Origin of the sequence: Polyangium sp. 6x1, from assembly GCF_029946515.1 — a bacterium.
Lineage (GTDB): Bacteria > Myxococcota_A > Polyangia > Polyangiales > Polyangiaceae > Polyangium.
The window spans coordinates 12533-37149 of the sequence record NZ_JARZHH010000091.1 but is presented as its reverse complement, the minus strand read 5'-3'; the positions used below and the strand labels follow the sequence as shown (position 1 = coordinate 37149).

The 24617-nt window shown below is 69.6% G+C and carries 17 protein-coding genes; 8 read left to right on the top strand and 9 right to left on the bottom strand.

All coding sequences use genetic code 11. The features are described from left to right. Positions 1-450: 450 nt before the first annotated feature. The gene (locus tag QHF85_RS44565; protein WP_281333593.1) at positions 451-861 is read right to left on the bottom strand and encodes a GFA family protein; all 411 of its coding nucleotides are present in this window, start codon (positions 859-861) and stop codon (positions 451-453) included. Positions 862-958: 97 nt separating this feature from the next. Further along, positions 959-1969: a biotin synthase BioB gene (bioB, locus tag QHF85_RS44560; RefSeq protein ID WP_281333592.1), complete on the bottom strand. Its 1011-nt coding sequence runs from the start codon at positions 1967-1969 to the stop codon at positions 959-961. 124 nt (positions 1970-2093) lie between these two features. Here bioB and QHF85_RS44555 point away from each other — a divergent pair, with 124 nt between their 5' ends. Further along, complete coding sequence (locus tag QHF85_RS44555; RefSeq protein ID WP_281333591.1) at positions 2094-3005, top strand: CBS domain-containing protein; 912 nt, start codon at positions 2094-2096, stop codon at positions 3003-3005. 279 nt (positions 3006-3284) lie between these two features. On the opposite strand, the gene QHF85_RS44550 is transcribed toward QHF85_RS44555, so the two are convergent. From QHF85_RS44550 to QHF85_RS44535, 4 genes are all read right to left on the bottom strand, one after another. Then, complete coding sequence (locus tag QHF85_RS44550) at positions 3285-4340, bottom strand: PilT/PilU family type 4a pilus ATPase (protein WP_281333590.1); 1056 nt, start codon at positions 4338-4340, stop codon at positions 3285-3287. A 90-nt stretch (positions 4341-4430) separates the two neighbouring features. Beyond that, positions 4431-5942 carry a hypothetical protein gene (locus tag QHF85_RS44545; protein ID WP_281333589.1) on the bottom strand — a complete coding sequence of 504 codons (1512 nt, stop codon included), beginning with the start codon at positions 5940-5942 and terminating at the stop codon, positions 4431-4433. A 153-nt stretch (positions 5943-6095) separates the two neighbouring features. Further along, complete coding sequence (locus tag QHF85_RS44540) at positions 6096-6728, bottom strand: thiamine biosynthesis protein (protein WP_281333588.1); 633 nt, start codon at positions 6726-6728, stop codon at positions 6096-6098. Positions 6729-6788: 60 nt separating this feature from the next. Then, positions 6789-7427: a hypothetical protein gene (locus tag QHF85_RS44535; protein WP_281333587.1), complete on the bottom strand. Its 639-nt coding sequence runs from the start codon at positions 7425-7427 to the stop codon at positions 6789-6791. A gap of 158 nt (positions 7428-7585) precedes the next feature. Between QHF85_RS44535 and QHF85_RS44530 the strand changes: the two genes are divergently transcribed. Continuing rightward, complete coding sequence (locus QHF85_RS44530; protein ID WP_281333586.1) at positions 7586-8365, top strand: cytochrome c; 780 nt, start codon at positions 7586-7588, stop codon at positions 8363-8365. A 428-nt stretch (positions 8366-8793) separates the two neighbouring features. Here the strand turns inward: QHF85_RS44530 and QHF85_RS44525 are convergent, their stop codons facing one another. Next, entirely contained in the window at positions 8794-9795 is a 1002-nt protein-coding gene (locus tag QHF85_RS44525; RefSeq protein ID WP_281333585.1) for a fatty acid desaturase, read from the bottom strand. 490 nt (positions 9796-10285) lie between these two features. Here QHF85_RS44525 and QHF85_RS44520 point away from each other — a divergent pair, with 490 nt between their 5' ends. Next, complete coding sequence (locus QHF85_RS44520; protein ID WP_281333584.1) at positions 10286-14344, top strand: serine/threonine-protein kinase; 4059 nt, start codon at positions 10286-10288, stop codon at positions 14342-14344. On the opposite strand, the gene QHF85_RS44515 is transcribed toward QHF85_RS44520, so the two are convergent. Both QHF85_RS44515 and QHF85_RS44510 read right to left on the bottom strand, forming a co-directional pair. Further along, positions 14325-16298 (bottom strand): hypothetical protein, encoded by a 1974-nt coding sequence (locus QHF85_RS44515; protein ID WP_281333583.1) that lies wholly within the window; start codon positions 16296-16298, stop codon positions 14325-14327. The two genes, QHF85_RS44520 and QHF85_RS44515, sit on opposite strands and share 20 nt — an antisense overlap. A gap of 3 nt (positions 16299-16301) precedes the next feature. Further along, a complete protein-coding gene (locus tag QHF85_RS44510; RefSeq protein ID WP_281333582.1) occupies positions 16302-18956 on the bottom strand; it encodes a dynamin family protein in 2655 nt (884 codons plus the stop codon). 652 nt (positions 18957-19608) lie between these two features. Here QHF85_RS44510 and QHF85_RS44505 point away from each other — a divergent pair. From QHF85_RS44505 to QHF85_RS44485, 5 genes are all read left to right on the top strand, one after another. Beyond that, positions 19609-21774: a cation:proton antiporter gene (locus QHF85_RS44505; RefSeq protein WP_281333581.1), complete on the top strand. Its 2166-nt coding sequence runs from the start codon at positions 19609-19611 to the stop codon at positions 21772-21774. Positions 21775-21811: 37 nt separating this feature from the next. Next, on the top strand, positions 21812-22627 hold the full coding sequence (locus tag QHF85_RS44500) for a PTS sugar transporter subunit IIA (protein ID WP_281333580.1): 816 nt from the start codon (positions 21812-21814) through the stop codon (positions 22625-22627). Between the two features lie 48 nt (positions 22628-22675). Then, positions 22676-23053, top strand: coding sequence for a hypothetical protein (locus QHF85_RS44495; RefSeq protein ID WP_281333579.1), 378 nt, complete (start codon positions 22676-22678; stop codon positions 23051-23053). Beyond that, complete coding sequence (locus QHF85_RS44490) at positions 23050-23751, top strand: hypothetical protein (RefSeq protein WP_281333578.1); 702 nt, start codon at positions 23050-23052, stop codon at positions 23749-23751. The genes QHF85_RS44495 and QHF85_RS44490 overlap by 4 nt, the downstream gene beginning before the upstream one ends. Positions 23752-23903: 152 nt before the next feature. Beyond that, on the top strand, positions 23904-24602 hold the full coding sequence (locus tag QHF85_RS44485) for a hypothetical protein (RefSeq protein ID WP_281333577.1): 699 nt from the start codon (positions 23904-23906) through the stop codon (positions 24600-24602). The last annotated feature ends 15 nt before the right edge of the window (positions 24603-24617 follow it).

Sequence of the window (24617 nt, the reverse complement as noted above, 5' to 3'; positions counted from 1 at the left end):
CGCCCGCGCCGCCCGCGCCGCCCTCGCCGCCCTGGCCGCCCGCGCCGCCCGCGCCGCCTTCCGCGCCGCTGCCGCCGTTGCCGCCAGTATTATCCTCGGTGCCGCCGTCACAGCCGGTCGCGCCGACGAGCAGCGCGCAGATCGCGGACAAGATGATGCCACGTTGCATGATGCAATTCTCCAAGATGAAAATCGCCCGCGTCACCGCCGGGCGAAGGATGTCGATGTCGCCGCACAGGAAGGCGTCCGGCACGGGGTCGCAGCGTATAGCGTTCTAGAATCTGTCCTGGCAAGTAAGCTGCCGCGGCTTCGAGACGAGCCGTGGAGACGCGGTCCCGTCATTCCCGCCATTGCGGTGAGAGTCAGTCGTCGATGGCCGCCGTCATTATGGCGGCCACGTCCCGCTCGATGTCGTCGTGGGGGGGCTGCGGCGCGTCGTCGTGCGGCCTGCTAGCTCGGCGGAAGCTGGGGAGGAAACGCCTCGTATTGAGGGGCATCGCCCCCAATGTGATCCCAGGGCGCCTTCGAACCGACGAAGATGTGCATCTCGATCTGCACGCCCGGATCTCCATCCACGCTGCCGAGCGTCACGCCGTGTACCTTCCCTCCGCCTGTGCCGCACAGCGTGCTTCCGCAGGTCCGGCAGAAGGCCAAACCCCATCCAGGCGTCGTTTCGTAGAAGGTGAGATTGTCCTCCCCGCTGAGCCACGAGAAGGACCCCGGCACGACTTCCGCATAAGCGGACCCCGTCCCACTGAATGCCTTTCTGCATCGAGAGCAGTGGCAACTGCGCCCGGGTCCGAGCGGGGCATCGATCTGGTATCGAACTTTTCCGCAGAAACAACCACCGGTAAGCGGCACGAGTTCTCCAATCTTCTTTGGCTGGCGCGCGGGAAGGACGACGTCGACGGGCCCGCGCGCGTTGAAACCTGTTGACACGCGGGCCCTGGCCCCTCCCTCACTCCTCCGCCGCCGCCTCCACCTCGACCGAAGGCTTTCGCGCCGTGAGACCCGCGTCCCGGATGAGCGCCGTGTCCTCGTCCGTCTCCGGGTTCGGCGTCGTGAGCAGCCGGTCGCCGTAGAAGATCGAGTTCGCCCCCACGTACAAGCACATCATCTGCGCCTCGCGCGACAGGTCCGTTCGTCCCGCCGACAAGCGCACCATGCTCCGCGGGAACACGATCCGCGCCGTCGCGATCATCCGGATGAACTCCACCGGATCGAGCGGCGGCAGGCTCTCGAGCGGCGTACCCGCCACCCGCACGAGCGCGTTGACCGGCACGCTCTCGGGATGCGGCGTGAGGCGCGCGAGCTCGACCAGCATCGCCGCGCGATCCCGCACCGACTCACCCATCCCGATGATCCCGCCCGAGCACACCGTGATCCCCGCCTTGCGCACGTTGCGCAGCGTCACGAGCCGCTCGTCATACGTACGCGTCGAGATGATCGAGCGGTAGTGCTCCCGCGACGTGTCGAGGTTGTGGTTGTACGCGTCGAGCCCGGCGTCCTTCAGCTTCTTCGCCTGCTCTTCGTTGAGCATGCCAAGCGTCACGCACGCTTCGAGGCCGCGCTCCTTCACGCCGCGCACCATCGCGAGCACCCGATCGAACGCCGGGCCATCCTTCACCTCGCGCCAAGCCGCACCCATGCAGAAGCGCGTCGAGCCCGCCGCCTTCGCACGATCAGCAGCCTCGAGCACGCCGTCGACGTCGAGCATCTTCTCCGGCGACGTCGAGGTGTCATGGTGCGACGACTGCGGGCAGTAGGCGCAGTCCTCGGGGCAGCCGCCCGTCTTCACGCTGAGCAGCGTGCAGAGCTGCACCTCCCCATCGACGTGGTGCGCCCGGTGCACACCACGCGCGCGGTCCATCAAAGCAAAGAGCGGCAGGTCGTGGATCGCAACGACCTCGTCCACGGTCCAGTCGTGGCGGATGGGGTGTAGGGCGGAGGGCGGATGTGCCTCGGTCATGGCCGGCCGGTGTAGCCGACAAAGGCCCGCGCGAAAAGTCATACCCCAGCGCGCCCCCTCGCGAGCCCGGCGACTGGCACCAATTTGGCACGTTCTGCTCGGACAAAAAGCAGAGGAGTGCCCCATGTCCCTGGATCGATACCGTCGCCCCCGGTTGATCGTCCTCCACCCCCGTTCGACCAGCTACGAGGCCGCCCGCGCCATGGCCGACAACCACGTCGGCGCCGTCCTCGTCGTCGAAGACCAACGCCTCGTCGGCATCGCAACCGACCGCGACCTCGCCCTGGACGTCGCAGCCGCCGGCCTCGACCCGCGCACGACGTTCCTACGCGACGTCATGAGCGACGAGGTGACCCCCGTAGACATCGACGACACCATCGAAGACGTCGTACGCGTGATGCGCGAGCACGCCTGCCGCCGCGTCCCCGTCCTCGAAGCAGGCCGGCCCGTCGGCATCGTCACGCTCGACGATCTCCTCGTCGAACGCGCCGTCGACCTCGAGACCGTCCGCTCGATCATCACCGCACAACTCGAAGTCGCCGCACGCTTCAAGCCAGCCGGCATGACGAGCCCCGCCGGCGTCACCCCAGGCCGCGGCGGCGAGCGCGCTCGCCAGCGCCGCGCCGCGCGCGCAGAAAACACCTACGGGCGCCTGCTACACGCCTGCATGCGCCAGACAGGCCTCGCCACGCGCGAGCAAGCCGAGCGCGCCCTGCTCATCGTGCTCGGCAACCTCTGCAGCCGCCTCACCGAAGACGAGGCGCAGCACCTGCTCGCCCAGCTCCCCTCGAAGCTCGTCCCCCAGCTCGACTCCACCCTCGGCGGCTCGAACAAGGACATCACCCCCGACACGATCGAAGCCGAGCTACGCCGCGCCCTCCAGCTCTCCCCCGAAGCCGCAACCGACGTGCTCTACGCAACGTGCGAGGTCATCGCCGACAGCGTCTCCGCAGGCGAGATCGAGGACGTCCGCTCGGAGCTGCCCGCCGCCATGAAGGACCTCTTCCCGCCGATGCCGTATCGCCGCGCCGGCTGAGCGTGGGGCTCATCGGGGGCGCCTCGCCGGGGCGCTGCCCCGGGCCCCGCGGGGGCTGTTCGCCCCTCGACCCGAACCAGGGCCAGCCCTGGACCTCTGGGCATCGACTGCGCGAAGCGCAGTCGATGCGGGGAGAATTTTAAAAGCTGTCCGCCCCCTCGTTGCAGGGCCAGCCCTGGACCTCAGGGGGAAGAACTGCGCGATGCGCAGTTCTTCCCACAGGCCGGTGGGAGCGCGTTGCCGATCGAACCGTCAGCGCTGCTGTCTCGGCGAAGCGCTTCAGAACTGCGTCGCCGCGCGCGCGACGTCTGCGTCGACGAGGTTCTCGGCGGCGAGGCGCTCGACGTGCATGGCGAACGTCTGCATCCCGTAGGGCGTCACGCCCTTCTCCATCAGCTCGCGCAGCGACGGATTGCCCTCGGGACGCTTGATCGCGGCGCGCACTGTGCCTGTTGCGATCAGCACCTCCGATGCGAGCACGAGCCCGCTTCCTTCACGCCGTGGGAGCAGGCGCTGCGCCACGATTCCTTGCAAGCACTCGCTCAGCCGGTCGCGTGTCTCCTGTGGCATCGGGCTCATCGAGAGCAGCCGCCCCACGGTTCGGCCGACGTCTGGCGTGTGGAGCGACGAGAGCACGAGGTGACCGGTCTCGGCTGCTTGCAGCACGACCTCCATCGTTGCCGCGTCGCGGATCTCGCCGACGAGCAGCACGTTTGGGTCCTGCCGGAGTGCGGCTCGGACGCCTGATGCGAAGGACTCCGTGTCGCTCCCGATCTCGCGCTGGCTCACGGTTGCGCGCCCGCCTTCGTGGACGAACTCGATCGGGTCCTCGATGGTGACCACGTGCTTCGGGTAGGACGCGACGATGTGGGCGAGCATCGACGCGAGCGTCGTGGTCTTGCCTTGCCCGGCGGCGCCTACGACCAGCACGAGCCCGCGGCTCTTGTCGGCGAGTGCGCGTGCGGCGGGCGGCACGCCGAGTGCCTCGAAGGACGGGGGTTTCGCGGGGATGACACGCAGGACGAGGGAGATCGTCCCGCGCTGCAGGTAGACGTGGACGCGGAAGCGCCCGAGGTCTTCAGCCTCGTAGGAGACATCGACTTCGCGGAGCAAGCCGAGGGTGCCGAGGATGGCGGGCCGCCGGGCGAGCACGAGGCGCGCGACGGCCTCGGTGTCTTCGGGCTTCAGGGGTTCGGCGCGGAAGTAGACGATGTCTCCGTGCACCCGGGCCCCGGGCGGTTGCCCCACGCGCAGGTGGATGTCGCTCGCCTGGGCTGCTTGCGCCTTGGCCAGGATCTGGTGGAGGAACGCCTCGCTCGCGTAGGGGGTGGTCACGGGGGTGTCACGGTAACGCAAGTCGGGCGGGAGGAACGATGGCGTCGGCGGAGCCGCGTGTGCTGCGTCGGGTCCACCTGCCCCCTCCCCTCACGCCTCCCGCGCGCGCCGCCTCCCGAAAAGCACCGCCATTCCTGCCAGGAGCCCGCCGATCCACGCCGCGTCCGTCGATCGTCCCGGCCCGACCGCACACGCAATGCCGGCGGCGTTCTCCTCCGCGACATCCGCTTCCGCTCCCGCTTCCGCTTCCGCTCCCGCTTCCGCTTCCGCTTCCGCCTCCGCTCCCGCTTCTTCCTTGACGCCGCCGAGCCCGGCGCCCTCGTAGGCTCCGATATCGATCGCGCCGACCGCGACCCGACCGAGCTGCCCCGCATCGGCCACGATTTTCTTTGCCGGCGGCACAAAGAGCGGCGTCGCGAGCGGCGACGGGAATGGATACCCTGCCGGGCTCGACGGCACGGCCGCGCCTGCATCCCGCAGAGGGCTGTCCGCCGCGGGGCGCAGGTCGAACGCCGCGAGGTCTACGAATTTCGGGCTCGCGCCCTGGATCGTCCCCTGCCATTGCGCCGGCACCGTGCTCCCCTGCGGCACCCAGTTCTTCTGGCCGCCGATCACCGCCTTTCCTGCCGCCCATGCCACGTCCGTGAGCTTCAGGATCGTCACCGCGCCTCCCCCGACCCGGTAAAATGCGTTGTTGTGCATCTCGATGCTCTCGATGCCCCAGAAGATCTCCACGACCGGCTTCGCGTTCTGCGAGAGGAGGAACGTGTTGTTCACGAAGCGATATCGGCCGTTCGTGGAGCCGCCCGTCGCGTCGCTCCCGATCCGCACGGTGTAAAACGTCCCCGTCTTGCGGAAGACGTTCCCCACGATGTCGCCGTCCTCGCGCGCCACGTCCTCGGCCTCGCCGTCCGGCGCCACGAGCTCGAGCTCCCGGTAATACGCGCCTTCGATCCAGTTGTAATAGATCTCGTTCCGCTCGGCCCGGCTCTTCACCGCGTGCCCGCCGAGGCCGTCGTGCACGTAGCAATGCTGCATGCGGAACACGGCGCCCGGGTGCGCGTGCTCGTCCGTGTCCATGTAAATGGGGTGGCGTTTGTCGCCGGCGCCCGCCTTGTAGACCTCCACGTATTCGAGCGTCAGCGACCCGGAGCCGTCCATCGCGCCGAGGATGCCGTGCGAGGGGCAATCGTGGACCGCCGTGTCCCGGATCGTCACGTCATGCCCGCGGTGGAACACGCAGCGCGAGCTGCCCCCCACCACCTCGATGCCCTCGATCACGTAATGGTCGGCCCCGACCTCCAGCGTGTTCGTCCCACCCGAGAGCACGGGGCGCTTGCCGTTCACGCGCACGCCACGGATCGTGATCTTGCTCGAATCCGTCCCCGACTTCGTGAGCTTCACGTCGCCCGCATACGTCGCGTCCCCGGAGACCTCCACCACGTCGCCCGGCTTGAGCAGCGACGCCACCGCTTTGACGCTCGCATACGGTTTGCCCGGCCCGACCTGATAAGTCGTGGCGAATGCACTCGACGAGACGAGGAGCGTCGCCACGAATCCACACGCCACGGCCCCACGGCGAAGGGTCCATCCATTGACCATGGACGGAGCTTCGCCCGACAAACACGATCCCCTCAAGCGCTATGAGCATCGATATCCCGCTCGATGCTGCCAGAAATGTGCTTGATCGACGAAATGGAAAGCCCGGTCGGCGCGCCAAACCCTGACGCTCCCGATCTTCCAGGCTCTTCGCAATCAGGGAGGATCGAGATCGCCGGGGATCTTCGTCGTGTCGAGGAGCTTTTTTTCGCCGAGCGCCCGCGCGGCCGAGACGGCGAGCGCCCGGTGATCCCGCGGGAGCGCCGTGTTCGTCGCGATCGAGAGCACGGCCGCGCCCGCCTCCGCCGCGCCCTCCGGGTCGAGCGGCTCACGCGCCGTCGCAGGCCGTCCCGCCACGCCGAGGAGGGCCTCCAGCGTGGGCCCACGATCCTCGTCCGTCGCCGCGAGCGCCCGCTTGCCGAGCGCCCCGAGCGCGAGATCCGCGTCGTCCGCAAGCGGCAAGGCGAGGAGCGCCGTCCGCGTGATCGCCCCCCCATCCCCGAGCGCCTCCACGAGCCCCGACGCGCCGAGCGCGTCCGCGAGCGCCGAGAGCCCCGCCGGATCGTCGTCCATCGCCCGCTGCCACCGCGGATCGTCGAGCCGCGGGCTCCTGCGCGGAGGCGCGTTCGCCGAAGCAGTCGCCCCCGAGGCCGCCGCCTCGTTGGGCCCCGACGAACCCCCAGACGACGAGGAGACCTCCGACGGCGCGGATCCGCGGCTGCACGCGGCGAGCGTCGCCACGAGAAACACGGTCCACAGTCTCTTCGGGCGCGTGATCGATTCCGGCATGGCCCCGGCGGCTTACCGCGCCGCGACGGCCCTGCCAAGCGTCGCCGCGAGGAAGATCGGTCAGCTACGCGCCCGCTTCGGCGAATACACGTCCCGATTCCGCGCATCAGCGATGCCGAGGAGCGTGTCGCCATCGAATCGCGCAATGCACCCCACCGGCAAGACGAGCACGTCGAGCAGCCGCTCCCGGCCGAGCCGCACGAGCCCGGAGCTCATGAACCCGACCAGCTCCTCGGCCGGCGGTTTTCCCTTGGCATCCGCGCAGCCCATGTACCAGCCGGACTCCCCGCCCTTCGCGGCCCCCGTCCGATGCAAATACACCTGACGCGCGCGCAAGGCCCCACGATCCGCGACGATCTTGTCATCGAAGCGGCACCCCGCAGGTTTGACCCCAAGCATCTTCACGAGCCCCACCTGCCGCGCCACGACCCGCAGCGACGTCGTCACATCCGGCCGAAACTGGCGCGGGCTGTCATCGAAGTCAGGCTCGCACACGAGGAGCTGGCCCTCACGCCGTTCGAGCCGGAAGGCAGCCCAGCCGAACACGATCACCGCGCCCTCGAGCCCCGGCTTCCGTCCCTTGAGCGGGCCGAACCCGCGCTCGATCATCGTACGCGCCTCGAGCACCTGCTCCGGCGCGCACCGAGCCACGACCGTCTCGCCGCCAATCTCCGCCGTGACCTCGATCGAACGTCCCACCGGCTGCCCTCCGCGCCCCTCGGCGCAAGCGCGAGTCTGCTCCTCCCGCCATCCCCTCCGCAAGCCCAGCGACGCCCCGATCGAACGTCCTTCCCCGCCCGCGTCCGCTCGATCGTCCTGCCGAACAGGCGCGCCCGTGGCAAGGTGGGGCCGCGGGAATGCTCTATCCGATCGTCCTCACGCTGCACTCGTGGCTCCGCTGGATCGTCCTCGCGCTCGGCCTCGCCACCACGATCTCGTCCGCCCGCGCGCGCAAGCAATCCAGCCCCTACGAGCGTCTCCACGACCGTCTCGGCCTGCTCTTCGTCGCCGCACTCGACCTCCAGGTCACGCTCGGCCTCGTGATGTACCTGTGGCTGAGCCCCATGACGCACCTCGCGTTCCAAGATCCCGCCGGCGCGATGCGCTCGTCCCCGCTCCGCTTTTTCCTCGTGGAGCACGCCTTCTCGATGCTGCTCGCCCTCACCTGCGCCCACGTCGGCCGCGTACGCGCAAGGCGAAGCACGAGCGACGCCGACAAACACAAGCGCGCAGCATGGGGCGCAGGCCTCGCAGCCGCGTGCATTCTCATCGGGATCCCCTGGCCATTCTTGCCTTACGCGCGCCCCCTCGCGCGGCTCTCCACGGAAGAGGCGCCCCGGCAGGAGCTGGCAGGCGCAGCCCTCGAAGAAACGCGCAAGCTCTACGAGCTGCGATGCGGCCCCTGCCACGGCGTCAACGGCCGCGGCGACGGCCCAGCCGCCGTGAACCTCGTCCCACGGCCGCGCGATTTCGGCGATCCACAATGGCAAACCGCCACGAAGGACGAATCCATCGAGCGCATCATCCACGAAGGCGGTCGCGCCGCAGGCAAAAGCATGATGATGCCGGCAAACCCAGACCTCGACGAAGCAACCGTGAAAGCACTCCGGGCCTACGTCCGCCGGATGGCGCGCTAGCTAGCTGGAGGCGTTTCGCTGGGGCGTTGCCCCAGGCCCCAGCAGGGGTTGTCCACCCCTGCACCCGGACCAGCGCAAGCGCTGGACTCGGGGTCGATGAACTGCGCGATGCGCAGTTCATCGAACGGACCAGGTCAAGACCGCAACCGACCCTGCCAACCAAGACAGCAGCGCGGACGGTTCAACGGGCGACGCGATCCCACCGGCCTGTGGGAAGAACTGCGCATCGCGCAGTTCTTCCCCGAAAGGTCCAGGGCTGGCCCTGCAAAGAGGGGGCGGACAGCTTTTAAATTCTCCCCGCATCGACTGCGCTTCGCGCAGTCGATGCCCAGAGGTCCAGGGCTGGCCCTGGTTCGGGTCGAGGGGCGAACAGCCCCCGCGGGGTCCGGGGCAGCGCCCCGGCGCGGCGCCTCCCATGCACGCCTCCCTCAGGCTGGCTCGGCCACTTCTGCGGGGGGTGCGTCTTTCGGGAACGGGACCATCTTGCCGGCTTGCGGGTCCCAGAGCTTCAGCGAGAAGCAATGCAGGATGTCGCGCGGCGATAGACTCGTCTGCGGCTCGACCTGGAGTTCGGGGATTGCGGCCATCGCTTCGCGCAGACGGTAGAACGGGATCGCTGCGTTCAGGTGGTGCACGTGGTGATAGCCGATGTCGCCCGTGAAATAGCTCATGATCGGGCCGCAGCGCATGAAGCTCGACGACTCGACGGCTGCGCGTGCGAACGTCCAGGTTTGCCGCGGCTGCATGTGCACGCCTGGGAAGTTGTGCTGGGCATAGAAGAGATACGAGCCGAGCGCGCAGCCGATGAAGAGCGGGCCTACGAGCACGAGCAGCGTCATCTCCCAGCCGAAGAAATAGGTGATCGTCGAGACGAGCGCCGCGTGGAGCACGAGCGCTGCGGCTGAATCCCAGTTCTCCTTGGGGTTCCGCAGGAACGCCGAGATGCACATCCCGGCGAGGAAGATCGTCACGTAGCCGAACAGGATCGTCAGCGGGTGGCGGGCGACTGCGTACGCGAGCCGCTTGCTGCGCGGGGCTCGCTTCCACATCTCCACCGTCATCACCGGGTACGAGCCGATCTGCGCGCCCACGATCTTCGCCGTGTGCGCGTGGTGGTAGTTGTGCGTCTGCCGCCAGACCCGCGGCGGCGTCAGCACGAGTGCGCCGTAGAGGCTGAAGATCGCGCTGCCTACCTTGGACTTGCGCAGGAGCGCGCCGTGCTGGAAGTCGTGCGCCAGAATGAACGCGCGCACGATCACGAGGCCTTCGATCACGCTGCCGAGGATCCGGAGCGGTTTGTACGGCGCGACGGCTGCCACGGCTGTCGCGAGTGCGAGGACCGCGAACGTCGAGGCGACGTGATAAACGCTGCGGGCCCGATCCTCGGAGGCGAAGGGCCGCGTGACGGCGACGATCTCGTTTCCCTGCATGGTCCGCAAAAGGTCCCGTGAATCCGGGCGAAGAAGAAGCTTCGGTGCGCGTGCTCTTATCCAACCTCGCGCGCCGAGGCAAGGACCGCAAGGGGCTTCTGGCTGCGCAAAAACCTACGCGCCGAGCCTCTTGGATCCTGGACGCCTTTGGGCGAGCCCCGGGGCCACCATGCGCTCTGCCCTCCTCGCTGCGGCGCTCCTCGGCTGGGCGTCGACCGCGAGACGGCTGGCTCGTACGACGAAAAGGGCTGCGATTACGGAAGCGCGGACGGCTGCAACAACCTCGGGCGGCTCCTCCACAATGGCAAAGGCGTGCCTGTCGACCGGCCTGATCCGCGAAACGAATTTCGGGCGCTTCGGCGAGGACCCGAGCTGGGCCCGCGACGCCTACGAGCGCGGCGACCACGCCGTCGGAAAATCTGCCTGCGCGGTGAACCTGCCCGCGTCCCCCTTGCCTTCCTCCCCCACCGCTGGTGCATCCTCGTAGGCAGTGCACAAGTCAGGTGACGTGATCGGCGGTCGCTTCGTGCTGGATGGGACGCCCATCCTTCACGGAGGCATGGGCATCGTCTGGCCGGCCTACGAAAAGAACACGCGCGAGCGCGCCGCGATCAAGTTCGTCAAGGATCCCCGGGACGGCTCCACGCCCGGAGAAAACATGCTCTGGAGGTTTCGCCGCGAGATCGAGATCCTCTCGCGGCACCTCCCCAGCCAGCCGCACATCGTCCGCTACGTCGCCCACGGGATGATCGATCACGAGCCCTGGCTCGCCACGGAGTGGCTCGACGGCCGGGGCCTCGACGACGTCCTCAAGAACGGCCCGCTCCGCATCGAGGACACGTTCAAGCTCGGCCAGCGCGTCGCGCAGGCCCTCGGCGCCGCGCACGCGGCCGACGTCGTGCACCGCGACGTCAAGCCCTCGAACATCTACCTCGTGGGCTCCGACGTCGAGCGCGTGAAGGTGCTGGATTTCGGCATCGCGCTCCTCGCGGGCGGCCACATGACGTCGAGCGGCGTCGTCATCGGGACCGTGGGCTACATGGCGCCCGAGCAGATCGACTACGGCCGAACCGTGGACGCCGCGGCGGACGTCTTTTGCCTCGGCGCCGTGCTCTTCGAATGCCTCACGGGCCGCAGGGCCTTCGAGGGGGGCCCGCAGCACGTCGTGCTCGCGAAGATCGTGATGGCCGAGGTGCCGCGCGTCGCGGAGATCCGCCCCGAGGTGCCGTTCCCGCTCTCGGAGCTCGTGGCCCGCATGCTTTCCAAGGATCCCTCCCAGCGGCCGCAGAACGGCAGCGCCGTCGCGAGCGCGCTCGAGGCCATCGCCAGGAGAACCTCGACGAGGCCGCCCCTGCCCGAGCGACGTTCGAACCCGGTCATCACGACCTACCCGCCCGCCTCGCCGAACGACCCGTGGGCGCGCAAGCTCACGCCGATCCCGCCGCCCCCGGCCGTCCCCGGCAGCGAGCGGATGAGCCCGCAGGAAAGACAGCTCCTCTTCGTGGTCGCGGCCAAGCCCGTCCCCGACGTGGACGATCTCCTCTCCGACAAACCCCCGCGCGGGATGCCGCCCGAGGCCGCGGCCGCGATCCGCGCCGAGGTCGATCCGAAGAAGAACGAGCAGCTCCACGAGCTGCCGGGCGTCGCGCTGCTCATCAAGATCCACGGGCGCGGCAACCCCGCCGAGATCGCCGGCCGCGCGGCTCGGCTCGCGCTCAAGGTCGCGGGGCTCGTGACGGGCTCCCGCGTGGCGATCTTCGCGGCGTACGCCGAGGCGAACGACAAGGCGCCCGTCGGCAAGATGCTCGACGGCGTCTTCCACTTGCTCGACATGCCCACGCTCGACGGGGGCAAAGGGCCGAGGCCCGTGCGCATCAACGACGTCGCGTGCGCCTTCCTCGACGCGCGCTTCGACGTGTCGAGTTACATCGGCGAGTTCTGGCTGCGCGGCGAGCGCGAGACCGCGCGCGCCGTGCGCACGCTGCTCGGAAAGCCGAGCCCCTACGTGGGCCGCGACGAGGAGCTCGGCACCGTCCGCAAGTACGTCGAGCAGGCCCTCCAGGGCAAGAAGCCGAAGGCCGTGCTCGTGCTCGGCGATCCGGGCGCCGGCAAATCACGCCTGCGCTTCGAGCTCGTCGAGCGCCTGTCCGTCGAGAAGCCGAACCTCAGCGTCGTCCTCGGCCGCGGCGACCCGCTGCGCGCCGGCTCGGCCTTCTCCATCGTCGGCTCCGCGCTCCGCAGCGCCGCCGGGATCTCCTCGGGCGAGCCCGTCGACGCGAGCCACGACAAGCTCCGCGCGCTCGTCGGCAAGTACGTGGGCGGCACGGACAAGCGGCGGCGCGTGACGGAGTTCTTGGGCGAAGTCGTGGGCTTGCAGTTCCCGGACGTGGACCGGACCGAGCTCCGGGCCGCGCGCAGCGACGCGTCCCTGATGGCCGATCACATCAAGGAAGCGTTCTTCGATTTCATCCGCGCGCTCACCGACACGACGCCGTTCCTGCTCGTGCTCGAAGAGCTCGAGTGGAGCGACGCCGCTTCGCTGAAGCTCGTGGACGCCGCGCTCGACGCGCTCCGGGATCGGAGGTTCGCGGTGCTCGCGCTGGCGCAGCCCGACGTCCGCAAGCAGCTGCCGGGCCTCTGGGAGGGCCGCGAAGTGCAGGACGTACGGCTCCACCCGCTCGACAACGACGACGCCGAGCGGCTCGTGCGCGGCGCGCTCGGCCCGCAGACGCCGCGCGCCGTGGTCGATCACATCGTCGAGCACGGGCTCGGCAACGCGTTTTACCTGGAAGAGCTCATCCGCGCGGAGAGCGAGAGCCGCGGCGGCGCCTTGCCCGTGTCGGTGATCGGCATGGTGGACGCGCGCATCGATTCGAAGTCCCTCGACGAAGAGGCGCGGCGGGTGCTGCGCGCCGCGAGCATCTTCGGCGAGGCGGCGTGGGAGGGCGCCCTCGGCCCGATCGTCTTCGGCCACGGCGAGCCCACGGCCTCGCTCGGCAAGACGCTCGACAAGCTCTGCGACTGCGAGCTGCTCACGCGGCGAAGGCAAAGCCGCTTCGCGGGCGAGACCGAGTACACCTTCCGCCACCCGCTCCTGCGCGAGGCGGCCTACGCGCGGCTCACGGACGACGATCGCCAGCTCGGCCACAAGCGCGCGGCCGAGTGGTTGCTCTCGGCCGGCGAGAACGATCCGAGCGTGCTCGCGCTCCACTTCGAGCGCGCCGGCGACGCTCCCCGCGCGGTCGAGTTTTACGTGCGCGCGGCCGAGCAGGCGCTCTCGGGCGGCGCGCTCGAAGCCGCCATCGGGCTCACCAAGCGGGGCCTCGACCTCGGCGCCGACGGCGAAGCCGCGGCGGAGCTCTGGGCCATCGCCACGGACGCGCAGAGCTGGCGATCGAACCACGCCCGCGCCTACGAGGCCGCGCGGTGCGCCTTCCTCTTCGCGACGCCGGGCAGCCGGCACCACGCGCGCGCGCTCGGCGGCGCCATCCGCTCCGCGCTCGCCGAGGGCGACACGAAGGGCGCAACGGAGCACTTCCACAAGCTCCTCCACGAGCGCCCCGCGCCCGACGCGGTGCTCGCGCTCTCGTGGGCCTTCATCGCCACGATCGACTCGCTGCTCGATCACGAGCCGGCCGCCGCCCTGCCCTACCTCGAGCGCATGCGGCAGATCACGGCCGCCGCCGCCGAACGCGAGCCCGTCGTCGCCGCGTGGATGCTCCACGCCCACGCCCAGTGGGCGCGCGCGGTCGAGCAGGATCCCTGGACCGCGCTCGGACTCGATCGCGAGAGCGTCCTGCGCTTCAAGACCATCGGCGACCACCGCTACCTGCCTTATGCGCGCGTCCACGTCGGCCTCGATCTCTTGCTGCTCGGTGCGCACGAGCTCGCGGACAAGGCCCTTCAGGAGGGCCTCGACCAGGAGCCCGAAGGCAGCCTGACCTCGATCGTCGGCGGCACCTTCGAGGCCCTGCGCAGCCTGGAGCGCGGCGCGTTCGTCCCGGCGTGCCAGATGGCCGAGGACGTCGTCGCCCAGGCCGAGTCGCGCGGCGAGCGGCTCGCGGCGCGGCGCGCGCGCCTGCTCGCGGCGCGCGCGAGCATCGCGCTCGGCGAGCTCGACAAGGCCGATCGGCTGCTCGGCGCGCTCCGGGCCGCCTCGACGCCTGCGGGCGCGCTCTACGGCGTACGCGCCGCGTTTTTCCTCGCCTCGAAGGAGCCCGACAAGACGCTCACCCTCCTCGACCGAGCGCTCGCCTTGCGCCCGACCCGCGGCGGACACCCGGCCCCGGCGCCGCCCGAGCTCACGCTCCTCCGCGTCGAGGCGCTCCTCCTGCTCGGCGCGCACCACGAAGCGCGCGCGACGCTCGCCGCGGCACGCGCCGACATCTACAAGCGCGCGGCGGCCCTGCTCGACGACGAGCTGCGGCAGTCGTTCCTCGAACGACGCGCCGCGAACGCACGCCTGCTCGCGCTCTGCAACGAGTGGCTCGGGGGGGACGATCCGGGCGACGACCCGAACCGGCGCCTCATCATCCTCCCCACGCCGTGACGCACGCGGCCTCGGCCACGTCGCAGAACTCGCGCTGGATCTGCCCGAGCGTCGCGTCTTGCGCGAGCAGCTCCGGATCGAGCTCCTTGAAGAGCCGATCCACCACGGGCGCCGAAGCCTCCGCGGCTTCGAGCACGCGCGTCGTCACCTCGGCCTTCGGCTCCGTCGCGGCGACGAGCAGATCACGCGCCGGATCCACGAAGACCGGACCCACGTGCGCGATCGACTTCTCCAGCGTCGAGAGCACCTCGCCCACGTGCCGCTCCACGCCGGCCCGCCGCTCGCGCGCGAGCTGCCGGAGCGCCTCCTCGCGGCCCTGCGTCGCGGCCGTCTCGGCGCTCTGCACCATCGCGGTCACGTGCTGCCGCTCCACGCCGATCTGCTTCATCCGGGCGAGCACGCGCACGGCCTCGTCCTTCTGACGCCGCATCTCGGCCTTGAGCGCTTCCATCCGCTCGGCCACGCCGAGCTTCGCCTGCTGCAGCGATCCGAGCGCCTTGCGCGCGTCGTCCGCAGACACCGCCCGCGACGGCCGCGCCGCGCCGAGCTTCGTCCCGATCTCCCGGATCGTGAGCTCCAGCGTCGCGGACTTGCTCTGCGCCTCGACGATCTGCCGTTCGAGCAGCGCTTGCTTCTGCTGCTCCGTCTGCACCTCGACCGACACGCTCGAGTGATCGATCTGGAACTGCTGCAGCGTCGCGAGCCTCTGCCCGTACGTCGCCTGCTGCTGGGCCTTCTGCTCCTCCATCGCGGCGACCTTCGCACGCCACTCGTCCTTGCCGAACAGGACGGGCTCGTCCTTGCGCGTCTCGACGAGCTGCGCTTCGAGCGCCCCGAGCTCGGCGTGCCTGCGCCTGAGCTCGTCTTCGAGCAGCTTGATCGCCGCCTCGATCTGCCGCTGCCGCGACAGCACCGCGCCGGCGCTCTCCACGCGCGACGCCCGCTGCGCCGCGAGCCCTTCGAGCTCGACCCGCGTCACCTCCGCCTGCTCCGCGGCCACCGCGAGATCCAGGATCGCGTGCGCCGTCGTGATCTCCTGGCCGATCTCGGCGTCCTTCATCTGCGCCGCGGCCATCTCGCCTTCGAGCCTCGCCGCGGCCGTGGACACGGCGTCGCGCGCGCGGCCGAGCTGGATCTCTTCTTCGGCGAGGGACGCGACGCTCGCGCGCGCCTGCGTGAGCTCCGCCGATCCGGCCGGCGGCACGGTGACGAGCTCCGGCGGCAGCTCCTTCGTGATCGGCAGCGTGTCGGGCCACGACGCCGTGGGCTCGGCGTTCACGAACGCGTAGAGGTTCTGGATCGCCTTGCGCAGGAACGGCAGGCACGTCTGGTAGACGTGATCGAGCTTCGCCGCGTACTTGCGGTACTCCTCGGCCGCGGTCTCCGCGTTCGAGAGATCGGGGAACGGCACGGCGCGCACGGCGTCGATCGTCTGCTTCGCGCGCGTCACGACGGTCTCGGCGAGCGGACCAAACGCCGCCATCTTCTCGGCTCGCTCGGCCGCGGCGCGCGCCTCCTCCTCGGCGCGCAAGCGCGCGGCCGCAGAGCGCGCCGCGTTCGGCAGCTCCCGCAGATCGGAGAGCCTGCGCCGGTGCCCGAGGATCTCGTTCCGCGCAGACGCGACGAGCCGCTGCACGAGCGCGAGGTTCTGGTTGTCCTCGCCCTGGAAGCCGAACCGCCCGGCGACCTCGTAGATGTCGTTCAGATCCGAGAGGTCTTTCTCGTCGATCGGCCGCCACAGCGACGCGATCGCTTCCTCGGACGGCGCGGGATCTTCCAGCGCGGCGAGCAGCGGCGCATAGGCGACGGGCGCGAGCGGATCGGCGAGCGGCGCGAGCGCGTCCTTCGCCGTGAGGTGCAGGCGCGTGAGGTGTTGCCAGGCCGCGCCGAGCTGGTTCACGACGGTCTGGTAAAAGCGCACGTAACTCGACAAACGCGCGAGATCGTAGGCCACGGCTCAGGCTCCTGCCGTCGCGGTACGCGCCGCGGCGGGCTTCTGCGGTTCGGACTTCGTCGCGGGCGGGCTCCCGCCGAAGAGCTCCTCGAGCGCCTCGATGTCGGCGCGCGCCCGATCCTTCTCCGCCTCGATCGCGGCGAACTTGTGCGGCCAGATCCGCGCGCACTCGCTGCGCACCCAGCGCCGGAGCGACTGCTCTCCCTCGCGATCGAGCCACGAGTCGTGCACCGTGCGCACCGCCTCCTCGTGGTACTTCTGCAGGCCCCGCGGGTGCTTCGCCAGCGCCTCGAGGAAGTCGCAGATCCGCTCCACGTCCACGCGCACCCGCGAGAGCATCTTCGACCAGTCGCGCACGTTCCCCGTCTGCGCCTGCGCCGCCGCCGCGCCGGGGTTCGTCTGCGGAGGCTTCGTGCTCCCGGCCGGCGCCGCCGCCGCTTGCGGGGCCGGCTGCCTCGGCACAGGCATCGCCGCGCCGACCGTGGGAAACCCGCCGATCGCGGGCGCTTGCGCAGGAGCCGCCGCGCCCGGCGTGGTCCCGTCGGGTTTCTCCTCTCCGAACCCGAGCTTCGCCTTCACCGAGCCGATGACGCCGCTCGCGGTCGCGGCCGCGCCGGTCGCGGTCGCTTGCGCCTTGTCGGCAATCCCCATCCCGAAGAACTGCTCGAGCCCGCGCATCTCGCGCTCGCGGATCTCACGATCGTACGGATCCGTCGCGTCGAGGATGTCCACGATCTGCCGCGCGAAGTACCGCGAGAGCACCTCGAACGCGACGTCGGCCTTGGCCATCTCCTGGTTCTGGTACCGAACCACGCTCTCCGACACGTGCCCCGACCGACCGAGCGCGTCGATCCGCTCGATGAGCGTCTTGCCCGGCGCGAGCAGCACCTCGAGCCGCCCGCCCTCGTAGCTCGCCTCGATGAACATCTCGTGCAGCATCCGCTCCACGCTCTCGCGCGCCGTGTTGCGGAAATCCTCACCGAGGCCCGCGATCCGCGACGCCACGCGCTCGCGCATCTGCTTGCGCATCTCGATCTCGACGGCCGTCTCGTTCATGAGCCCAGGGCTCGGCATCTGCCGCCGCTTCGCCTCCGCCTCCTCGGGCGTGAGCCGCGCGAGCAGATCACTCCGGATCTGATCGATGCGCACGTCGGCGCGCTCGGCGCGGGCCGATCGCTGCGTGTCGCTCATCTCGAAGTCCATGAAGGCCGACATGCGCTTGCGGATCTCGGGCAAGAGCCCCGTCGGATCCTCGCCCGACTGGATGTGCTCGTAGTGCACATCGAAGACCTGCTCGGCGCGCCGATCGAACTCCCGATCGCTGAGCCCGTCCTTCACGGTCACGAGCACGCCGCGCAAGAGCGCCTCGACCTCGCCGAACTCGGCGTTGATCGCCTGCGTGACCTTGCGATCGAGCGCCTCGACGTCGGTCGAGAGGTAACGCTCCACCGCGTCCTTCAGCTTGTCGAGCCCGTTCACGGGCGTCGTCGTGCCGAAGAAGTCCATGAGCTGGCGCGCCACCGGGTGCTGCGTGTCCACGCCCTGGTGCACCCACACCTTCGAGTACGGGAAGATCCGATCGACGCCCTGCTCACGGAAGTTCCGCGCCGCCAGAGACCAGTGCCAGTTGCCGTTCTCGTCGGCGTGATCGAAGAGGTCCACCTTCGTCAGCACCACGAAAATCCGGTCCTTCAGCGAGATGCTCCGATCGGCCGTCTGCGCCATGCGGAGCAGCTCGACCTCGTTCCGCACGAGCGAAGGCCGCGTGATGTCCTTGACGAAGATCGTGACGTCGACCTCGTTCGCGAGCGCCTCCTCGGTGTCGCGCCGCGCCTTGTCCGAAGGCGCGTCAATGCCGGGCAGATCCATGAGCTCGACGCCGGGCATCGCGCCCTCGACGGGGATCATGACCGTGACGAGCTTCACGGCGCGCACGCCCGGATAGGGCCTGTTCCCGTTCTTCGTGTCCTTGAGCGCGATGTACGGCCGGATCTGCTCGGCGAGCGTGTCGAGGCTACTCGCCGTGATCTTCTCGGGCGCCCGACCGAGCCGCGCCTTGATCTCGGACAGGCTCGCGCTGATCTCGACGAGCTCGGCGAGCGCCGTCTGCTCGCGCCTGCCGGCGCGATCCGGATCGTCGACGTCGTAACCTTCGCGCGCCTTGAAGCTCGCCTTGAGGCGAAGGATCTCGGACTGGTTCAGGCCTTGCCAGCGCTCGACGCTGCCGGGCTCGAGCGCGTCGAAGTAGCTCTGGATGCGGGCCTTGAAGTCGGCCTCGTTGTAGTAGGTGACGGTCGCGGCGAACTGCCCGGCCTCGCCGGGCTCGATGACCGTGGTGCTCCAGGTGCAGCGCTCGGCCTCGCTCGGCAGGAGTTTTTCGCTCTTCAACCAGGCCGAGAGGAACGCGCTCTTGCCCTGCTTCTCCAGGCCGACGACGCCGATCTTCACGACGCCCTTGGCGAGCCGCTTCTCCCGATCGAGCGCGCGTCCGCGCAGATCCTCGAGCTTGCTGCGGATCTGACGGAGCTGGCGGGCGTTGTCGCTCTCGGGCTGGAAATAGCTCGCAAAGCGGTCGCAGAGCTGCCGGTAGCGCAGGACCTTGTCAGCGATCCGGCGTAGCTCACGAGCGTTTTCCTTGCGGCCTTCAGGGCTCCACATGGCCGACATGGCAAGCCATGCGGGGCGAGGGTGTCAACAGGGAAGCGGAAGCAAGCCGCCGCGCCGGGGCGCTGCCCCGGACCCCGCGGGGGCTATCCGCCCCTCGACCCGGACCAGGGCCAGCCCTGGACCTTTTGGGGAAGAACTGCGCGATGCGCAGTTCTTCCCACAGCCGGTGGGACCGCGTTGCCAGTTGAACCGTCAGCGCTGCTGTCTTGGCTGGCAGCGGACTCGGCCCGTTCGATGAACTGCGCGATGCACAGTTCATCGACGCCGTGTGCAAAGCCCCCCGACGCGCATCCACCGCCGCTGTCCATCGTGATCAGCGCTCCCTGACGCGCATCCACCGCCGCTGCCCATCGTGACCAGCGCCCCTTGATGCGCATCAACCCCCGCTGTCCATCGTGACCAGCGCCCCCTGATGCGCCTCAACCCCCGCTGTCCATCGTGACCAGCGCCCCTTGATGCGCATCCACCCCCGCTGTCCATCGTGATCAGCGGCACCTGACGCGCATCAACCCCCGCTGTCCACCGTGATCGGCGGCACCCGACGCCCATCAACACCCGTTGTCCCACATTTACGTCGGGCTCATGCTCGCTCGATCGGCCGAGGACGCTAAGTGATAACTTATCACTCAGGAGGTACGGCTGAATGCACGCGATCACACACAACCCGCTGACACTGCTCATCTTGCAGATGACGGTCGTCGTGGCCTTGTCACGCCTGCTCGGCGCGTTCCTCCGGCGGATCGGCCAGCCCATGGTCATCGCCGAGATCACCGCGGGCATCGTCCTCGGCCCCTCGCTGCTCGGGTGGATCGCGCCGGGCGTCATGGACACGGTCTTCCCGAAGACCTCGATGCCCGTGCTCGGCATGCTCAGCCAGGTCGGGCTCGTGCTCTTCATGTTCCTCATCGGGCTCGAGCTCGACCCGAAGCTCCTCAAGAACCGCGGCCACGCCTCGGTCGTCATCAGCCACACGAGCATCGTCGTCCCCTTCGCGCTCGGCGCCCTCGCCTCCTCGTGGCTGCGCAGCCGCCTCTCCGAGCCCGACGTCCCGTTCACCTCCTTCGCCCTCTTCATGGGCGTCGCGATGAGCATCACGGCCTTCCCGGTCCTCGCGCGCATCCTCACCGAGCGCCGCCTGCTCCGGACCAAGGTCGGCGCCCTCGCCATCACCTGCGCCGCCGTCGACGACGTGACGGCCTGGTGTCTGCTCGCGTTCGTCATCTCGACCGTGCGCGCGACCGGCATCGACAGCGCCATCCGCACGACCGTTCTCGCCGTCGGCTACATCGGCGTGATGTTCCTCGTCGTGCGGCCCTTCCTCGCACGGCTCGCGGCGCGCGTCGGCTCGGGGCAGCACATCAACCAGAACGTCGTCGCGATCTCGCTCCTCTTGCTGCTCGTCTCCAGCATGGTCACCGAGGTCATCGGGATCCACGCGCTCTTCGGCGCGTTCGTCCTCGGCGCCACGATCCCCAAGGACGGCGGCCTCGCCGAGGGGCTCGCCCACAAGCTCGAAGACGTCGTCGTCGTGTTGCTCCTGCCGCTCTTCTTCGCCTACAGCGGCCTGCGCACGCAGATCGGCCTGCTCTCGAGCCCGCACCACTGGGGCATCTGCGCGTTGCTCATCCTGATCGCCTGCGTCGGCAAGTTCGGCGGCAGCGCCCTCGCCGCGCGCTTCACCGGCCTCGGCTGGCGCGAGTCCTCCGCGATCGGGATCCTCATGAACACCCGCGGCCTCGTGGAGCTCGTCGCGCTCAACCTGGGCCTCGATCTCGGCGTCATCTCGCCGACGCTCTTCACGATGATGGTCCTGATGGCGCTCTTCACCACCTTCATCACGACGCCGCTCCTCCAGCGCATCTACCCGTTCGAGCGCTTCGCGAAGGAGGTCGCCGACGTGCCCGAGGCGACGCCGTTGCCCGTGAACCAGACGCCGGCCTTCACCGTGGTCATGTGCGTCGCCGACGATCGCACGGGCCCCGGCATGGTCACGCTCGGCCACGCGCTCGGCGGCCCCGCGGCGGCCGAGCGGCTCTACGCGCTGCACCTCATCGACCCCGACGATCGCGCCTCGTTCGTCCTGCGCCAGGAGCGCGGCGACACGTCGAGCGGCGGCGACGCGCTCGAGCCGCTGCTCACGCGCGCCGCGTCCCTCTCGCTTCCGGTCAAACCGCTGAGCTTCGTCTCCGGCGAGCCTTCCGTCGACATCTGCCGCGTCGCCGAGGCCAAGCACGCCGACCTCCTCCTGCTCGGCTGGCGCAAGCCGCTCATCGGAAAGGCCGCGCTCTCGGGCACGGTCTACGAGGTCATGAAGCGCGCGCCCGCCGACGTCGGCGTCCTCGTCGATCGAGGCCTCACGCGCATCCGCCGCGTCCTCGTGCCCTTCCTCGGCAGCGCGCACGATCGCGCGGCGCTGCGCCTCGCCCAGCGGGTCACGCACATCGCCGGGGCCGACGTCACGGTGCTGCACGTGGTCGCGAAGGGGCGCGACGGCGGCAAGCCGCTCGGCGCGAAGGAGCGCATGGAAGAGGTCTTCCGTGAGCCGGGTGCGTCGGGCCAGGTGACGTTCGAGGTCGTCGAGCACGACGTGCCCTCCGAGGCCGCGCTCGCCGAGGCCGCGCGTGGGTATGACCTCGTCATCGTGGGCGCGGGGGCCGAGTGGGGCCTCTCGGAGCGCCTGTTCGGCCTGCAAGCGGAGCGCATGATCCACGCCTGTCCCATCTCGCTGCTCGTGGTCCACCAGCACGGCGTCCGCGCCACGTCCCCGCGGGCCTCGCTCGCGTCGGTCGTCCCGGCGACGGGGCAATGAGCTTCGCCGAGAGCGATCACCGTAGAGGGGAAGCGACATGCACCTCGGAGCGACGATTCGCTTGTTACGCCTCGACGCGGGTTTATCCCTGCGGGACCTCGCGCAACGCATTGGCGTCTCCAGCGCCTACCTGAGCCGCGTGGAGCATGGCCACGACGCCGTCCCGACCCCGGATCGGCTGGAGGCCATCGCGCGCGAAATCGGCGTGCCTCCGCGATTGCTCGTGGGCGCCGCGCACAAGGTCGGCAGCGCGATCGAGGGATATGCCGAGGAGGTCCCGAGCGCCGGGATGCTCTTCCTCGACATCGCGCGCCGGAGGCTCGGCCCCGCGGACATCGCGCGCATCCGCGCCTTCGTGGAGCGCGAGTTCCCGGCGGCCGAGCGCCGCGAGGAGCGCCCGTCGCTCGCGCGCCTGCTCGCGCCGGAGCGCGTGATCCTGCAGCTCACGTGTCCTGGATTGGAGGACGCGATCGAAATCGCGGCGAGCCGGTTTCCACGATTGCGCGGGATGCCGAGCGTGCGGCAGGTCGTCGCGGAGATCCTGGCGCGGGAGCGGACGGCGTCGACGGCGCTCGGCGGCGGGGTGATGCTCCCGCATGGCGTATTTCCGGCGGAGGGTTCGTCGGCGGCGCTCGTGACGCTGGCGCGTCCGCTCGTCTTGCCCGAGGCGCCCGATGACCTGCCGATCCGGGTGCTTTTGGTCTTGCTGCTCAACGCGCCGGGCGGCGCGGCGCTCTCGCTGCTCGCGCACGCGGCGCGGCTGTCGAGTGATGGCCTCGCGGAGAGGCTCGCCGCGGCGACGAGCCCCGCGGAGGCGATTCAGCGGGTGTTCGAGAGCGAGGAGGCAGGCTGACGTCATTCTCGCCTGGTCGGCCCCTCACGAACTTGATACGCAAGAATCATGGCGCTGACACCCGAACCCGCGCTCCTTCCGGGGTCCCCTCGACGCGCTCGGCTTCCCCAGGAGGACCCGCGCGCCCCTTCCGCAACGTTCGCCCACCTAGGGCTCCGCGAGCGCGACCAAAAGATCCTCGCGCTGGCGCGTCGCTCGCTCGAAGGCGCGACCGTCGATTTCGACGAAGCCCTGCGCGCCCTCCGCGCGTCGGTCGAGGAGCTGATCCCCGGGGGGCGCGTGTATCTGCTCGGCGGCACGGCGATGGGACCGATCGTGGGGTCCGCGATTTCGGGCGTCGGCATCGTCCCCGCGGAGACGGGCGTCCTCGTGGTCCGCGTGGCCCCGCAGGGCGGGTTCACGACGCTCGGGAGGCTTTCGCCGTGAAAGCGACGTTTCTTCATTTCGACGTCCAGCAATGCGCTACTGGTCCGGCCACCGGCGCGATCCGGCGCATCGTCGAAGCGTGGGAAGCCATCGATTGGTTCGAGCCGCTGCGACGCGATTCGGATCTCGAGCGCGCCGAGGCGCTCTTGCGTGAACACCACAGGCTGGCGCAGTCGTGCGAGGGGAGCTCTCTCGGAACGCCGTGCGAGGTGCGGCCGTCGATCGGTGACGGGTCCGCGTTCTCCGCGTTGTGCGAACGTGTGCGAACGCCCGGGAACGGCTGGGACTGGAAGTACGGATCGCTCAAGACCCTCGCGCACCGGCACAAGCAGGCGAGGGGCTGGGATCGCAACGAGCATGCGGTGCTGGTCCCCTGGGGCGGCGGCGAGCCTTCGCCCCTCACCGGCCATGTCTACCTGAAGTTCGAGGGGCATCCCAATCTGGTTGTCTCGAGCCTCTACTCGAAGCTGGACCCGCGCGAGGCGCTGCCCCCCGATCTCGCCACGGCGGCGGAGTGGTATTTTTCCTATGCGCAATCGGACTTCGTGGAATGCGTCGAATGGCAGCTCGCCCAGAAGGACAGCCGCCTCGAAGGCAATCCATTCTTCCCCCTCGTGCAATGTTATGGCGCCGGCGGCTACCCGTTCAGCCTGAGCCCCACCCAGTACGTGCTCCACGCATTCGCCCGCGACGCCTGAGGAAGCTCGCGAGAGCCCCGCAGGGCGAGGAGCCCGCGGATTGCGCAAATTGCGCAAGGCAGCGCGGCACACATCGGCGCAAGGGGGTGCACGCGCATCCCGGCAAAACGCGTCGTTCTCCCCTGGTACACCCATTGCAACAGGGTTCGCGCATGACGAATCCTCGATACCTTCCTCGAGGCGCGCGCCTCCCTCTCCTCACGCTGCTCCTCGGCCTCGCGGCTGTCCCCGCCTGCTCGACCGACGTCGTCGAACAGATCTCGGGCAGCGCGACCAGCGGCGCCGGCGCTGCCGGCGGCACCGGCGGCACCGGCGGGAGTGACGGCACCGGCGGCAGCGTCGACACCGGCGGCATGGGCGGCACCGGCGGCACCGGCGGGAGCGTCGGTACCGGTGGCAGCGGTCCCGTCGCGTGTATGAAGCGAGAGGATTGCGCCGAGACGGAGTATTGCGATTTCGCCGATAACCGGTGCGGCGAGGGCGAGGCTCACGGCGTGTGCGAACTGCGTCCGATCGAATGCAGTTTCGGAGGGGGCCGCGTCTGCGGATGCAACGGCAAGGTCCAGCTCTTCGACTGCCCGCAGATGCAGGATGCCGTCGACATCAGCGTCAACGGCAACTGCGAGACGCCCTCGGACTCGTTCGCCTGCGGATACACGTACTGCCTCAACGGCGTCTCCTACTGCTACGAGCACGCGGGCCTCGACCCCGTATATTTCAGCTGCGACTATTTCCCCGAGCCGTGCAATAGCGCCGACCCGTGCTCGTGCCTCCAGCTGGGATTCTTCTGCCAGGGGGTCACCTGCACCACGGACGCCGAGGGACATACCTTCGTGCGCTGCCCGCCGTGAAGCCCGTCCCCCCCA

Coding starts and splice junctions, on each gene's coding strand:
- QHF85_RS44545 (WP_281333589.1), bottom strand. CDS start 5,942: ATGGTCAATGGATGGACCCTTCGCCGTGGGGCCGTGGCGTGTGGATTC.
- QHF85_RS44500 (WP_281333580.1), top strand. CDS start 21,812: ATGCACCTCGGAGCGACGATTCGCTTGTTACGCCTCGACGCGGGTTTA.
- QHF85_RS44505 (WP_281333581.1), top strand. CDS start 19,609: ATGCACGCGATCACACACAACCCGCTGACACTGCTCATCTTGCAGATG.
- QHF85_RS44485 (WP_281333577.1), top strand. CDS start 23,904: ATGACGAATCCTCGATACCTTCCTCGAGGCGCGCGCCTCCCTCTCCTC.
- QHF85_RS44495 (WP_281333579.1), top strand. CDS start 22,676: ATGGCGCTGACACCCGAACCCGCGCTCCTTCCGGGGTCCCCTCGACGC.
- bioB (WP_281333592.1), bottom strand. CDS start 1,969: ATGACCGAGGCACATCCGCCCTCCGCCCTACACCCCATCCGCCACGAC.
- QHF85_RS44555 (WP_281333591.1), top strand. CDS start 2,094: ATGTCCCTGGATCGATACCGTCGCCCCCGGTTGATCGTCCTCCACCCC.
- QHF85_RS44540 (WP_281333588.1), bottom strand. CDS start 6,728: ATGCCGGAATCGATCACGCGCCCGAAGAGACTGTGGACCGTGTTTCTC.
- QHF85_RS44510 (WP_281333582.1), bottom strand. CDS start 18,956: ATGTGGAGCCCTGAAGGCCGCAAGGAAAACGCTCGTGAGCTACGCCGG.
- QHF85_RS44525 (WP_281333585.1), bottom strand. CDS start 9,795: ATGCAGGGAAACGAGATCGTCGCCGTCACGCGGCCCTTCGCCTCCGAG.
- QHF85_RS44530 (WP_281333586.1), top strand. CDS start 7,586: ATGCTCTATCCGATCGTCCTCACGCTGCACTCGTGGCTCCGCTGGATC.